Origin of the sequence: Sphingorhabdus lutea, assembly GCF_001889025.1 — a bacterium.
Taxonomy (GTDB): domain Bacteria; phylum Pseudomonadota; class Alphaproteobacteria; order Sphingomonadales; family Sphingomonadaceae; genus Sphingorhabdus_B; species Sphingorhabdus_B lutea.
In genome coordinates, this window is record NZ_CP018154.1 from 1024591 (window position 1) to 1038305 (window position 13715).

12 protein-coding genes are annotated in these 13715 nt (G+C 47.3%); 7 read left to right on the forward strand and 5 right to left on the reverse strand.

The features are described from left to right. Nucleotides 1-57: 57 nt before the first annotated feature. From LPB140_RS04885 to LPB140_RS04900, 4 genes are all read left to right on the forward strand, one after another. Nucleotides 58-2295, forward strand: a complete 2238-nt coding sequence (locus LPB140_RS04885; protein WP_083550030.1) for a prolyl oligopeptidase family serine peptidase — start codon at nucleotides 58-60, stop codon at nucleotides 2293-2295. Between the two features lie 27 nt (nucleotides 2296-2322). After that, nucleotides 2323-2991, forward strand: coding sequence for a class I SAM-dependent methyltransferase (locus LPB140_RS04890; protein ID WP_072558893.1), 669 nt, complete (start codon nucleotides 2323-2325; stop codon nucleotides 2989-2991). A gap of 136 nt (nucleotides 2992-3127) precedes the next feature. Beyond that, nucleotides 3128-3673: a hypothetical protein gene (locus LPB140_RS04895; RefSeq protein ID WP_072558894.1), complete on the forward strand. Its 546-nt coding sequence runs from the start codon at nucleotides 3128-3130 to the stop codon at nucleotides 3671-3673. 103 nt (nucleotides 3674-3776) lie between these two features. Further along, the gene (locus LPB140_RS04900; RefSeq protein WP_072558895.1) at nucleotides 3777-4352 is read left to right on the forward strand and encodes a hypothetical protein; all 576 of its coding nucleotides are present in this window, start codon (nucleotides 3777-3779) and stop codon (nucleotides 4350-4352) included. An 83-nt stretch (nucleotides 4353-4435) separates the two neighbouring features. Here the strand turns inward: LPB140_RS04900 and LPB140_RS04905 are convergent, their stop codons facing one another. The 5 genes from LPB140_RS04905 to LPB140_RS04925 form a co-directional block, all read right to left on the reverse strand. Next, nucleotides 4436-5233: an SDR family NAD(P)-dependent oxidoreductase gene (locus LPB140_RS04905; protein ID WP_072558896.1), complete on the reverse strand. Its 798-nt coding sequence runs from the start codon at nucleotides 5231-5233 to the stop codon at nucleotides 4436-4438. A gap of 1 nt (nucleotide 5234) precedes the next feature. Beyond that, nucleotides 5235-6296, reverse strand: a complete 1062-nt coding sequence (locus tag LPB140_RS04910) for a phosphotransferase family protein (RefSeq protein WP_072560384.1) — start codon at nucleotides 6294-6296, stop codon at nucleotides 5235-5237. A 19-nt stretch (nucleotides 6297-6315) separates the two neighbouring features. Next, entirely contained in the window at nucleotides 6316-7398 is a 1083-nt protein-coding gene (locus tag LPB140_RS04915) for a Zn-dependent alcohol dehydrogenase (protein WP_072558897.1), read from the reverse strand. Further along, a complete protein-coding gene (locus LPB140_RS04920; protein WP_072558898.1) occupies nucleotides 7395-8681 on the reverse strand; it encodes an acyl-CoA dehydrogenase family protein in 1287 nt (428 codons plus the stop codon). Before LPB140_RS04920 ends, LPB140_RS04915 begins: the two co-directional genes overlap by 4 nt. 78 nt (nucleotides 8682-8759) lie before the next feature. Continuing rightward, the gene (locus LPB140_RS04925) at nucleotides 8760-10229 is read right to left on the reverse strand and encodes an MFS transporter (protein ID WP_072558899.1); all 1470 of its coding nucleotides are present in this window, start codon (nucleotides 10227-10229) and stop codon (nucleotides 8760-8762) included. A 290-nt stretch (nucleotides 10230-10519) separates the two neighbouring features. On the opposite strand from LPB140_RS04925, the gene LPB140_RS04930 reads away from it, so the two are divergent. Genes LPB140_RS04930 through LPB140_RS04940 form a run of 3 tightly spaced genes read left to right on the forward strand, consistent with a single transcriptional unit; the run spans nucleotide 10520 to nucleotide 13704 of the window. Then, nucleotides 10520-11680, forward strand: a complete 1161-nt coding sequence (locus LPB140_RS04930; protein WP_072558900.1) for an acyl-CoA dehydrogenase family protein — start codon at nucleotides 10520-10522, stop codon at nucleotides 11678-11680. Between the two features lie 49 nt (nucleotides 11681-11729). Beyond that, the gene (locus LPB140_RS04935) at nucleotides 11730-12866 is read left to right on the forward strand and encodes an acyl-CoA dehydrogenase family protein (protein WP_072558901.1); all 1137 of its coding nucleotides are present in this window, start codon (nucleotides 11730-11732) and stop codon (nucleotides 12864-12866) included. Nucleotides 12867-12909: 43 nt separating this feature from the next. Further along, entirely contained in the window at nucleotides 12910-13704 is a 795-nt protein-coding gene (locus LPB140_RS04940) for an SDR family oxidoreductase (protein WP_072558902.1), read from the forward strand. The last annotated feature ends 11 nt before the right edge of the window (nucleotides 13705-13715 follow it).

Below are 13715 nucleotides of genomic sequence, written 5' to 3' on the forward strand. Positions count from 1 at the left end.
ATAAGCAGGCTGGAAGCGTTACGCTTCTGGCCTGTTTATTATTTGTGAGAGATTATTATGGGACGCAGTTTATTTATCGCTATTTTACTATCATCAACCACCGCCGCACCGGCCATGGCATTTGACCATCATGGCGGCAGCAATCATACAGAAAAACATGCCGAACATTCTGAAGCGGAGCATCAAATGCCTGAATTAAAATATCCCATGACAGAAAAACAAAATGTGGTTGATGAACAATTTGGGGTAAAGGTGGCCGATCCCTATCGCTGGTTAGAAGATGATGTGCGCGTCAACCCCAAGGTGGCGCAATGGGTGGAACAGCAAAATGCAGTTGCTGATAGCTATTTAGACAGCTTGCCGGGACGAGATATTTTGGCGTCGCGCATGGAAAAATTATTTGATTATGAACGTTTTGGTTTGCCGCGAAAGGCCGGCAAATATTATTTTTATACGCGCAATGACGGCCTACAAAATCAATCTGTTTTATATGTTCGTGAAGGATTGGACGGGGAAGGTCGCGAGTTGATTAACCCCAATGGCTGGGCCGCCGATGGAGCGACCGCGCTTGACGGTTGGGTGCCATCAAAAGATGGCAAAAAACTGATTTACACTATTCAAGATGGCGGTTCGGACTGGCGCACGATAAAAATATTAGATGTAGAAACAGGCCAAGATAGCAGCGATGAAATAAAATGGATGAAATTTGCCAATGTCGATTGGGTCGATGAAGACGGATTTGTCTATTCCCGTTTCCCACAGCCAGAGGAAGGCGCTGCATTTCAATCGCTTAACCTAAATCATCAGGTATATTATCATAAATTGGGCACGGACCAAAGCGAGGATCGGTTAATTTACGCCACACCAGAAAAGCCGGAATTAAACCATAGCGCAGAATTAACGCATGATGGACGCTATATGCTCATCACATCATCATCCGGCACGGATGAAAAATATGAACTGACCATCATCGATATGCAAAATCCCAATTGGACGCCAACAAAATTGGTGTCGGGATTTGATTATGAATGGCAATTAATTGACGGCATGGGCAGCAAATTATATTTTGTTACCAATAAAAATGCCCCGAAATTAAAGGTGGTAAGCGTCGATGTTTCCGCCAAAAAGCCAGAATTTACAGATTTGATAGCCGAACGTGCCGAAACATTAACCCGCGCGCAAATTGTGGGTGATAAAATGATTTTATCCTATATGGAGGATGCAAAATCACTGGCCGAGATTTATGATTTAGCAGGCAAAAAAACCGGCGAGGTTAATTTGAACGAAGTTGGCACGGCATCTGGTTTTTCTGGCAAGCCCGGCGACAGCGAGACTTTTTACGCTTTTTCCAGTTTCACCCAACCTGGCGCAATTTATCGTTTCGACACTGCCAGCAATGAAACACAGCTTTTCGCCAAGCCAGATTTGGCATTTAACCCTGCTGATTATATGACTAGCCAGGTTTTTTACCCATCAAAGGATGGCACCAAAATTCCCATGTTCATTGTCCATAAAAAGGATCTGGACCTAAGCCAGGGCGCACCTACTTTATTATATGGCTATGGCGGGTTTAATATCTCGCTTACCCCTGGATATAGCGCGACGCGTATGGCATGGTTGCAATCTGGCGGGGTCTATGCACAGGCCAATTTGCGCGGGGGCGGTGAATATGGCAAAGCATGGCATGATGGTGGCCGATTATTAAATAAACAAAATGTGTTTGATGATTTTGCCGCAGCGGGTGAATATTTAATCGCCAATGGAATTAGCGCACAGGGCAAATTGGCGATTGAGGGCCGTTCCAATGGCGGTTTGTTGGTTGGCGCATCGCTTAACCAACGGCCTGATTTATTTGCCGCTGGACATGCCGCCGTGGGTGTTATGGATATGCTGCGTTTTGATCGCTTTACCGCAGGGCGTTATTGGGTGGATGATTATGGTGTTCCGGCAAAGGAAGAGGATTTCAAAAATCTGCTTACCTATTCCCCCTATCATAATATAAAAAATGGCGTGAAATATCCTGCAGCCATTGTGTCCACCGCCGATACTGATGACCGCGTTGTGCCGGGGCATAGTTTCAAATATATTGCCGCATTACAGGCCGCCGATACCGGCGATGCACCCAAAATCATCCGTATTGAAAGCCGTGCGGGCCATGGTTCGGGCAAACCCACGGATAAATTGATTGAGGAATATAGCGATATTTATGCCTTCCTTGCCCATCATACAGGGTTGACGATTGAGGATGATGCAGAGGAGGCAAAAGATATGGACAACCAAGAGCAAGGCAAATAGGGCGAATAATTGGATAATCTGTATCATATGAATGGGCATCATGAATTTGATGCATGGCAACCCCGTCCCGCCAATTGGTGGGATAGGGTGATGGTGCCGAAAATTATTGGTTGCGCCTGTGCAGCGCCCCAAATATTAAAAGCGCGTAGCCAAATTGTGCCCAATGCGTCGGGCGATATATTGGAAATTGGATGTGGTGGCGGTATCAATATCCAATTTCTTAATCCCGCCAAAATTAACAGCTTTACCGGAATTGATCCGTCTCCCGCCTTATTAGAAGCCAGTTATAGGGCGGTGCAGGCAAGGGGTATTGAAGCAAAAATTCTGGGCGGCGTTGGGGAGGCATTGCCCTTTCAGGACGATAGCTTTGATTGCATCATCATTACATTTACTCTTTGTTCGGTGGACAATCAGGCGCAAACATTGCGCGAAATGCGCCGCGTGCTGCGGCGTGATGGTAAAATAATATTTTTGGAACATGGCCGCGCGCCCGACATATATGTGCAAAAATGGCAATATCGGATTGAACCTATATGGAAACATATTGCCGGAAATTGTCATTTGACTCGTGAAATTGGCCGTGCCTATGAAGATGCAGGATTTCAATTAGGCGATGTTCAGGGGCGATATTTGCCCAAAACACCCAAATTTGCAGGCTGGATAGAGGGCGGAGAAGTCTATATTACAGATAGTTAGAGTAAGTGTTCATAATAAACAATAGTTTTATGAACAAATGCTGTCAGCTTAGTTCAGCAAATAATCACGCTATATCATCTAAACCTTAATCAACGGTAGCGGAATAACCCGCCGCCGGCAGATAAGGAGACGAAATATGACAAAGCTAGGAAAGGCTTTAACAGGAACATTGGCCGCCGGAGCGATGGCTGTCTCAGCGACGCCGGCATTTGCACAGCATCGTAACAATGATGATGGGATCAGCGCAGGCGAAGTTATCGCAGGGGCAGTAATTTTGGGCGGCTTGGCAGCGATTTTATCTTCGGGTAAAAATAAACGCAGCGATGGTTATGATTATCGGCGCGGCGGATATGACCGTTATGAAGATAGCCGCTATGGGTATAATCGCGGCGGAAATGGAAGATATGCGGTTGATGCATGTGTTCGGCATGTGGAAAATTATTCAAACCGATATAATCGTTCAGATGTGACCGAAATTAGCGATATTGACCGCACCCGCTATGGTTATAAAATTAAGGGTAAATTGGTGGTTCAGGAAAAACGTCGCGGCAGATATAATAATGGACGTTATAATGGCTATCGTGATTATGACCGTGGATATGATAAGGGGCGTTTCACCTGTTATGTTGAGCAGGGCCGCGTGACAGATGTGCGCTTTAGCGGCCTAGATAATTGGAGATAAAATAACTATAAAATGGTTCAGCTTGGCGACAGGCTGAACCTTTTATAGTGAATAAATTAAGGCGCGGGGGCGGTATGCGCAAATATTTATAAAGGGGTAGAATATGCATAAATTTTCAAAAATCTCGCTTATATTCGCGGCATCATCCATGTCGATTATGCCATTGACACCGGCCATTGCGGCGGAAAATATAATGCAAAGCGCCGTTCAATCATCCGATTATCAACCAATATTAAACACAAAAAGCAGCGATGCGGATTATCATCGCCGCTATTATCGTCATCGCCATCACCGTGACCGGATTGATGCGGGGGATATTATCACTGGGGCGATTATTTTGGGCGGCATTGCGATTTTGGCCAATTCAGGCAAAAATAAACGCCAATCCGAACCGCGCTATCCCGATGATAGATATGATTATCCAAATGAAAATGACCGATATGATAATCGTTCACAAAATAATGCGCCATATGAAGAAAGCTCTAATGAAATAGGTGATGCCATTTCAACATGCAGCAGGGCAGTGGAACAACAAAATTCGGCCAGAATTAACAACATCACCATGGCGCAGCGTGATGGCAATGGATGGCGTGTGGAGGGTGAAATATCATCCGACAGAGGCGATTTATTCATTTGCGGCACATCCAATGGACGGGTTGATTTCGTGCAATATAGATAGTTTTCTCACAAATATCGGTAAAAATAAAAAAGGGCGCGGTCCGGTGTGATGCGCCCTTTTTTGTCATATGTGCGTGCGCAAAATTAACTTGCCGTTTGGCCAAATTCCTGTCGCGAATATGGCATGGAACTGGTCAAGCCGCCATCAACGACCAATGCATGGCCATTGACATAGGATGATCGGTCGGATGCTAGGAATAATGCCGCCTCGGCAATTTCATTTGGCTCTCCGCCGCGTTTCAAGGGGTTAAGCTGCCCTATCACACTTTCTTTGCCGCGTGCGCGAACCACATCATAAATGGGTTTGGTCATGCCTGTTTCGATTAAGCCGGGGCAAATGGCATTTACGCGCACATTGCTGCCGGTTAATTGCTGTGCAGCAATCCGCACCAAATTGATAACGCCCGCTTTCGATGCGGCATAGGCAGGTCCGCCTGCGCCGGATTTTAATCCCGCAACGCTGGCCGTGGCGATAATTGACCCGCCATTGCCCGCTTCCGCCATGGCTTTACCCGCATATTTAATTGCCAGAAAAGGTCCAATTAAATTGATGCGTAATAAATTGGCCCAATCATCGGCATTTTGGTCAAAAATTCCTGCAAATCCGCCAGAAATACCGGCATTGGCATAAAATATATCAAGCCGCCCATGTACGGATATTGTGTCATTTACCAATTTTTCAACCGCGGCCTCATCACCCGCATCACAAATGGCGCTGTGCACATTATCACCGCCCATCTTTGCGGTTTCATGCGCCCCATCATTTATGTCGGCGGCGATGACAATTGCGCCATTTTTTGCCATTAACAGGCTGGTTGCGCGGCCAATGCCGCTACCCGCGCCGGTGACAATGGCAACGCGCCCTTTTAATTCCTCACTCATTTTATGCTCCTGCTTTTTGGGCAAAGCCCCATGCAATATGTGTTAAAGGTTTCATTTTTTTGCCCATTTCGGCGGCTTGCGGGCTGTTTGCTGTGCCATCGGCCACACGTTTAACTATGCCTTGTAAAATCGCGGCAATGCGGAATAAATTATATGACAAATACCAATTTATATCGCCGACATGCTCAAATCCGGTTTGCGCCTTATATCGTGATATGGTTTCCTCCATATTGGGAATGCCCAATTCGGCAAGGTTTAATCCGGCAATGCCGCTGCGCCCATCGGGCGGCATAATCCAACTCATCAAGAAATAGGTAAAATCGGCAATTGGATCGCCAAGGGTGGATAATTCCCAATCCAACACCGCAATAACGCGCGCGTCATTGGCATCAAAAATCATATTATCCAGCCTAAAATCACCATGGGTAATCGAACTATAATGCTGCGCTGGAATGGATGTGGGCAGCCAATTGATTAAATTGTCCATTTCATCAATGGTTTCGGTTTCGGATAATTTATATTGTTTTGACCAACGGGCAATTTGCCGCGCACAATAATCGTCCGGCTTACCATAATCGGATAGGCCAATTTCATCCACTTTGATTTTGTGCAGCGCGGCCAATGTGTCAATCATGGCGTTGTAAATGGCGGTGCGTTCGGCGGGCTGCATATTGGGCAATGTGCCATTCCATAAATTGCGGCCCTTTGCCCGTTCCATCACATAAAACATCGTGCCGATGACATCATCATCGGTGCAAAGGCCAAATGGCTTTGCGACCGGAAACCCTGTGGGGTGCAGGGCAGCAATTACCTTATGCTCGCGGTCCACCGCATGGGCAGAGGGCAATAATTTACCAAATGGTTTGCGGCGCAAAACATAATCCGCATTTGGCGTTTCAATGCAATAGGTGGGGTTTGATTGCCCGCCCTTAAATTTCGACAAAGTCATTGGGCCTGAAAATCCGGCTACATTTTCGGTCATCCACTGCAACAAAATTTCTTCATTTAATTTGTCTTTTTCGGACACGCTGGTTGTGCCAACCATATCAATATCGGGGTTCATGATATTATCCTTCATTCATTCATTCAAAAATAATGACGCTGCGGGCATTTTCGGAACGCCGCAATGTGTCAAATGCTTCGTTAATTTTGCTGAGGCTAATCCGCTCGGCAATGACATTATCAAGGTCCAATTGACCATTTAGGTAGAAATGGGCCAATCGCGGCATGTCGGTTTTAAACTTTGCCCCGCCCATCAAACTGCCCTTTAATGTTTTTCCCGAAAGCAGTGTCGGCCCGTTTATCGACAATTTTTGTCCCGGCGCAATCATGCCCAAAATAATCGCTATGCCGCCGCGCCGCGATATATTCCACGCCATTTCGGCGGTTTGCGGACGGCCCACGGCCTCTATCGCATAATCCACGCCGCCGGGGCAAATGTCCATCACCGCGTCAATTGCCCCATCCAAATTGGCATCCACAACATGGGTCGCGCCCATTTTTAACGCCAATTTACGTTTTTGGGGCAGGGGGTCGATGGCGATAATCGTGCCTGCGCCTGCAATTTTTGCGGCGTTAATCGCGCTTAACCCAATGCCGCCCGCGCCAATAATCGCCACGCTTTCACCCGGGATTAATTTTGCTTCGTTAAATATCGCGCTTGCGCCCGTAATTACTGCACAGCCAAGTAACGCCGCGCGGTCCAGCGGCATTTTTTTGTCAATTTTCACCGCGCCATTTTCATGAACCAGCATTTTTTCGGCAAAGCCGGAAATGTTCAAAAATTGCGGCAATGCCTCACCATTAAGCGATAATCGCGGCGGCTCATCCTTGCCTCTTTTGGTAGAGCTATCTTGGCACAGGCTATGTTGGCCCGATGTGCAAAGGCGGCATGTCCCGCAAAATGGGGCAAGGAATGTGACCACATGGTCGCCCACGGCAAAGGCGGTTACGGCATCGCCCACTGCCTCCACCACGCCCGATGCCTCATGCCCCAAAATGACGGGCGTTGGGTGGGGATATGCGCCATCAAGGAAATGTAAATCCGAACGGCAAAGCCCCACGGCGGCGGTTTTGATTAAAATTTCGCGCGGTCCGGGCGCGGCGATGTCCACTTCCTCAATCGAAAGTGGTTCGCCAACGCCGTGGAATATTGCAGCCTTCAACGGGGTGCGCCCATATCGCCGCTGCTATGACCGCCCGCTGCCATATCGGCATATTTGCCAAATTCAATACGGGCAATGGCGCGGGCATGGACCTCATCTGGCCCATCCGCAAGGCGCAATGTACGGATGCCGGCATAGCTGCTGGCAAGGCCAAAATCGCTGGACACGCCTGCGCCGCCATGCGCCTGTATCGCATCGTCAATCACCTTTAATGCCATGCGTGGAGCGGCGACCTTAATCATCGCAATCTCACCTGCGGCGGCTTTATTGCCCACCTTGTCCATCATATCGGCGGCCTTTAGGCACAGCAGACGGGTCATTTCAATGTCGATACGTGCATCGGCAATGCGTTGTTCCCAAATGCTGTGATCGGCAATTTTCTTACCAAATGCCACACGGGTAAGCAGACGCTTCGCCATTGCCTCCAACGCTTCTTCGGCTGCGCCAATGGTACGCATACAATGGTGGATACGGCCTGGCCCAAGGCGGCCCTGTGCAATTTCAAAACCGCGTCCTTCGCCCAACAAAATATTACTGGCGGGAACACGCACATCTTTTAAATCAATTTCCATATGGCCGTGCGGTGCATCATCATATCCAAAGACGGGCAAATGCCGCATTATGGTGACGCCGGGGGCGTCCAATGGCATTAAAATCATTGATTGTTGTTGGTGGCGTTTCGCCTCAAAATCGGTTTTTCCCATTAAAATGGAAATGGTGCAGCGCGGATCGCCCGCACCCGAAGACCACCATTTACGGCCATTGATAACATATTCATCGCCATCACGTTTGATGGAACATTCAATATTTGTTGCATCGGAAGATGCCACGCGCGGTTCGGTCATTAAAAATGCAGAACGGATATCGCCATTCATTAACGGGCGCAGATATTGTTCCTTTTGCTCCAACGTGCCATAACGGTGGAAAACCTCCATATTTCCTGTATCGGGCGCGGAACAGTTAAACACCTCACTCGCCCAACCAATGCGGCCCATTTCTTCGGCGCAAAGGGCATATTGCAAATTGTTCAGCCCCGGTCCTTCAAATTGGAAACTATCATCCACATGGCTCAAATTTGGATTTGCGGGCGGCATGAATAAATTCCAAATGCCCTCTGCCTTGGCGCGGGCTTTTTCCTCCTCAATAACAGGCAGGACCTTCCAACGCTCCCCCTCTGCTTGCTGTGCATAATAATCTTTTTGGCGGGGACGGACATTTTTTTCAATAAAATCGCGCACGCGGTCACGCCAATAGCTTTGCTTTTCGCTTAATTCAAAATCCATGTCCTGTTCCTCTTCTTATATTTAATCACTTAGCTAATTTGTCAGAATGTCCCATAAAATACCAGCTCAGATTTAAGTTTATTTTACAATTTCCGATATGGAATCATCATTGACGTTACGGCTCGCAAGCTGTTTTAACCGTTCATCATGTTCTTCTTTTGTAATGGGGAATTTGTTAATGCGCATCGCATAGGCAATGCCCAAAATTACCGTTGCCGCCATATAACCCAGAACTAAAGCGGTTAAAGATCCTTGCTCTACCTTGCCCGCAACTGCTTTTTCGGGGAAATTTGACATGCTGACAATCGACCCGCTGATAAATATTCCAATACCGACCGCGCATTTTTGCATGAAAAAATATCCCGCGAAAAATAACCCTTCTGATCGGCGGCCTGTTTCAGCCTGTGATGCCTCCACCACATCGGTCATCATTGAACTGTTCAATATCATTGTGACGATGGAACAGCCATTGGCAATGTTGATAATAAGCAATAATAACCACGGATTGGGCATTTTAGTAATGGACGGCATTAAATCCAATAACCATGCACAATAAAGTGTGATGAAAATGAATAATGATAGGCAAAGCATTATAATCGCAGCATTTTTCTTGCCAAATTTTTCCGAAATGGGCGACACCATTAAAAATGCTAAAATGACGCTAAAAAATAGCGAAAGGCCATAAACCGCCATGCCGGCAATATTCATGCCAAATAAGGGGATGGAAACAAGGTCCAGTCTCCACACAAAAATCATTAAATAATTGGTGAGGGAGAATTGCAGCGCCTGACCAATAAACGCAAAAACCGCACCCGATGCCAAAATTAAAAAGGGACGATTGGATAAGGTTTTTTTCATTTCGGTAAATATATCGCGTAGCTTACCTGCCGGTTCACTGGGCACAGGGGATGGAATTGCGGCATATTTATGCTGTGCCAGCGCGGACAGCATAACCGAACCGATTAACAATGACGCACAAATAAACGCATAATCCGAATATCCCTCGCGCTGGGTTAATTTGGCGGCATCGGTAAATATGACCGCATAGGCAAAAACCATTAAAACAAGGCCGCCGGCCCAGCCAAATAAAAACCGATATCGCATTAAAACGGTGCGTTCATGATAATCGGCGGTCAGCTCTGGCACCAATGAAATGGAGGGTACTTCACATGCCGCAACCAATGAACGGACCAATATGGCAAAGCCGATTAACCAGGCAATTTGCAGGCTTTGGTCAGCCGTGGGCGGGTGCCATAGCGCCAGCCAAGCAAGGCCCAGCGGTATGGGCGCAAGATATAGCCATGGTAAACGTCGGCCCCATCTGCTTTGCGTGCGGTCCGACATTTCGCCAATAAATGGGTCGATAAAGGCATCAAAAATCAACGCACACATAATCGCCGTGCCGACTATTCCAGCATCAATTCCCAAAACCTGATTGTAAAATATCAGCAGGAAAACAGAAAACCCATTGTCCTTCACGCCATAGGCAATTGCACCCATGCCATGAAATAATTTTAACGATTGGGGCAGTTTTCTTGCTGTCAGCATTCATGAACACCTTGATATTTAATATATATTTGTTCGCGAATCATTACGAAAAAATATTTTTTTCTTCGCATAGGATTAGGCGCAGCGTGGTTGCTGTCAATCATCATGCAAAATACGTTACGGCGCGCGGCCTTATCATCAGGGCAAAAGAATAAATTTAATCGCTAAGTTAAGTTGACGCTTGCGTAAGGGGGGTAAATATGGTGTCATAAGGATAAGGGAAGTCGAGCAGGAGAGGGCCGTCTTAAATTTTGGCCATAAATCCTGCTGCTATATTTCAGGAGCAAATGATGAGCGATTTAGAAAATTTCAGAGCAGAAACCAGAGCATGGTTGGAGGCAAATTGCCCCGCCGAGATGCGCCTGCCGATTAAGGGTGAAGATGATATGTGCTGGGGCGGGCGCAATTTTAAATTTAAAAATGACGCTCAAAAATTATGGCTCGACACCATGGCACAGCGCGGTTGGACCGTGCCGGATTGGCCAAAGGAATATGGCGGCGGCGGGTTAAATCCGGCAGAGACGAAAATTTTGAAACAGGAAATGGCGTCATTAAAATGCCGTTCGCCTTTATCCAGTTTCGGTATTTGGATGCTTGGCCCTGCTTTATTGCATTTTGGGACAGAAGAACAAAAGAAACATTATTTGCCGCAAATTGCGCGCGGTGAAATTCGCTGGTGTCAGGGATATTCCGAACCGGGCAGTGGTTCGGATTTAGTGTCATTGCAAACATATGGCGAGGATAAGGGCGACCATTGGGTCGTTAATGGTCAAAAGGTTTGGACCAGCTATGCCGATAAGGCGGATTGGATTTTCTGTCTTGTCCGGACCGATAAAAATGACAAATATAAGGGCATTTCCTTCCTTTTATTTGACATGGAAAGCGAAGGGGTCAGCACCAAGCCAATTAAGCTGATTTCCGGAAATTCGCCATTTTGTGAAACATTTTTTGATGATGTGAAAGTGCCCAAAGACCAAATTGTGGGTGAGTTAAACCGCGGTTGGGATGTGGCCAAATATTTGCTGGGTCATGAGCGCGAAATGATTTCGGGCGGCGGTTTGTCAGCGGACATGCCATCCATTGGTGCAGCCTTTGCCGAAGTGGCGGAGCTTGACCCCATATTACGCGCCGAATTTGCCGCATTTGATGTGGAAACATTGGCGTTTCGCGCGATGAGCGAGAAATTTATGGATGAGTTAAAAGCAGGCAAGGGACATCCAGCACAGCCCAATATGATGAAATATGCGGGCACCGAATTGAACAAAAAACGGCATGAATTGATTATGGCGGCAGGCGGCAGTGACGCATTGGAATGGGAAAGTGAAGCATCCAATCATGGTGCAAAACCGCGCGGTTGGCTTCGCACCAAGGCAAATTCCATCGAAGGCGGGACCAGCGAAATTATGCTGAACGTTATTTCAAAACGCATTTTGGACCTGCCGGGCGCGTAAATTTAGCGTCCTTCATTTTTGACAAAGAATTTATAAAAGAGAAAATATCATGCCTTTATATCATAATGATGATCAACAAATGTTGGCCGATGCGGCCCAGCAATTTATTGCCGACAAAGGATCGGTCGCCCATTTGCGCGAATTTCGCGATAAAAATTGCAAAGATGGCTTTGGCCATGACCTGTGGCGCGAATTTGGCGAAATGGGTTTTAACGGAATTTTGGTTTCTGAAGAAGAAGGCGGCCTTGGCCTTGGCCATCAAGAAGCAGGAATTATCTTAAAAGAAATTGGCCGTAATTTAACGCCATCGCCATTTTTAACCACGGCCATTGCGGGGATTGAGGCATTAAATGCAGGATCAAAAAATCTGCGCGAGAAATATGTGCCGGGTATTTTGGCTGGTGAAACCGTGCTTTCTTTGGCGATTGAGGAACATAGCAAACATCGCCCAGACCATATTGCCATGTCGGCGGCGCGTTCGGGCAATGGCTTTAAACTAAATGGGGCAAAGAAATTTGTTATTCATGGCGGCTCGTCGGATATGGTAATTGTCGCCGCGCGTACAGCGGGCGGGGTAAATGACCGTGAAGGCATAACCTTATTCGCCGTGGATAAAGATGTAGCGGGCATGGAAATAAATGCTGTTCGTTTGGTGGACAGCGCGGTGGCTGCTCATATAAATTTTAACGATGTGGAAATTACCGCCGATGCCGTCATTGGCGAAGTGGACCAAGGCGCAGATGTGTTGGACCGTTTGCTGCGTGCGGGGCGTGTTGGCGCGGCGGCCGAAATGGTCGGCGTGGGCCAGGGCGCAATGGATATTACCGTTAATTATATTAAAGAACGTAAGCAATTTGGCCGTGTCATTGGCGAGTTTCAGGGGCTTCAGCATCGTATGTCGCATTTATATTCGGAAATGCAAATTGCCGATGCAGCTGTGTTAAAGGCGCAGCAATTGCTTGATGAAGGCAGCGAGAAAGCCGAGTTGATGATTTCAGTGGCAAAGGCAAAAGTGGGCAAGGCGACCAATTTGTCAGTTCGTGAAGGCGTGCAAATGCATGGCGGCGTCGGCATGACCGATGAATATGATATTGGTTTATATATGAAACGCGACCGCGCATTAAGCGAGTTTTTCGGCGATGCCAGCTATCATGTACAGCGCGTGGCCCAAATTTATGGCTATTAAGACGGCATTGTTGCTGTTTTTATAAAAAGTTAAAGGAAAAAAAATGAACCTGAATAATTTATTTAATTTAGAAGGGCGCACCGCGCTGGTCACCGGTGGATCGCGCGGTATTGGCCGGATGATTGTCGAGGGATATTTGGCCGCAGGTGCAAAACGTATTTATATCAGCGCACGCAAAATGGATCAAATTCAAGAAACGGTCGATGCATTGGGTGATAAGGTTGTCGGGCTGCCCTTTGATTTGTCAAAGGTTGATGGCTGCCATGCGCTTGCCAAGGAAATTGCCAAGCGTGAAGATAAGCTTGATATTTTGGTTAATAATGCCGGCGCGGCATGGGGCGCGCCCTTTGGTGAATTTCCCGAAGCAGGCTGGGACCGAGTGATGGATTTAAATGTAAAGGGTCTGTTTTTCCTAACCCAGGCATTGCATCCATTGATGAAGGCGGCGGCTACATTTGAACGGCCCGGAAAAGTGATTAACATTGCCTCAATTGACGGGTTCAAAATTAACCCTTGGCAAACATATAGTTATCAAGCATCAAAGGCGGCGGTGGTGCATTTGACTCGCCGTTTGGCAGCAGAGTTGATTCGCGATAATATTCAGGTAACTGGAATCGCACCAGGAGCGTTTCAATCCGATATGAACACAGTTGCGCGCGATCATGCCGATGCCGTTGGCAAGAATATCCCATTTCCACGCGTTGGCACGCCCGAAGATATGGCCGGATTGGCGATTTTCTTGGCAAGCCGCGCGGGCGATTATATTGTGGGTGAGACAATTGCATGTGATGGCGGGGTTGTTCATGCCAGCCTTCCGGGGAATGGAATTTCGGTTTAAACCAAATTATA

Excerpts from the sequence above, each read along its gene's own strand:
- LPB140_RS04885 (WP_083550030.1), top strand. The coding sequence starts at position 58 with ATGGGACGCAGTTTATTTATCGCTATTTTACTATCATCAACCACCGCC.
- LPB140_RS04890 (WP_072558893.1), top strand. The coding sequence starts at position 2,323 with ATGAATGGGCATCATGAATTTGATGCATGGCAACCCCGTCCCGCCAAT.
- LPB140_RS04895 (WP_072558894.1), top strand. The coding sequence starts at position 3,128 with ATGACAAAGCTAGGAAAGGCTTTAACAGGAACATTGGCCGCCGGAGCG.
- LPB140_RS04900 (WP_072558895.1), top strand. The coding sequence starts at position 3,777 with ATGCATAAATTTTCAAAAATCTCGCTTATATTCGCGGCATCATCCATG.
- LPB140_RS04905 (WP_072558896.1), bottom strand. The coding sequence starts at position 5,233 with ATGAGTGAGGAATTAAAAGGGCGCGTTGCCATTGTCACCGGCGCGGGT.
- LPB140_RS04910 (WP_072560384.1), bottom strand. The coding sequence starts at position 6,296 with ATGAACCCCGATATTGATATGGTTGGCACAACCAGCGTGTCCGAAAAA.
- LPB140_RS04920 (WP_072558898.1), bottom strand. The coding sequence starts at position 8,681 with ATGGATTTTGAATTAAGCGAAAAGCAAAGCTATTGGCGTGACCGCGTG.
- LPB140_RS04925 (WP_072558899.1), bottom strand. The coding sequence starts at position 10,229 with ATGCTGACAGCAAGAAAACTGCCCCAATCGTTAAAATTATTTCATGGC.
- LPB140_RS04930 (WP_072558900.1), top strand. The coding sequence starts at position 10,520 with ATGAGCGATTTAGAAAATTTCAGAGCAGAAACCAGAGCATGGTTGGAG.
- LPB140_RS04935 (WP_072558901.1), top strand. The coding sequence starts at position 11,730 with ATGCCTTTATATCATAATGATGATCAACAAATGTTGGCCGATGCGGCC.
- LPB140_RS04940 (WP_072558902.1), top strand. The coding sequence starts at position 12,910 with ATGAACCTGAATAATTTATTTAATTTAGAAGGGCGCACCGCGCTGGTC.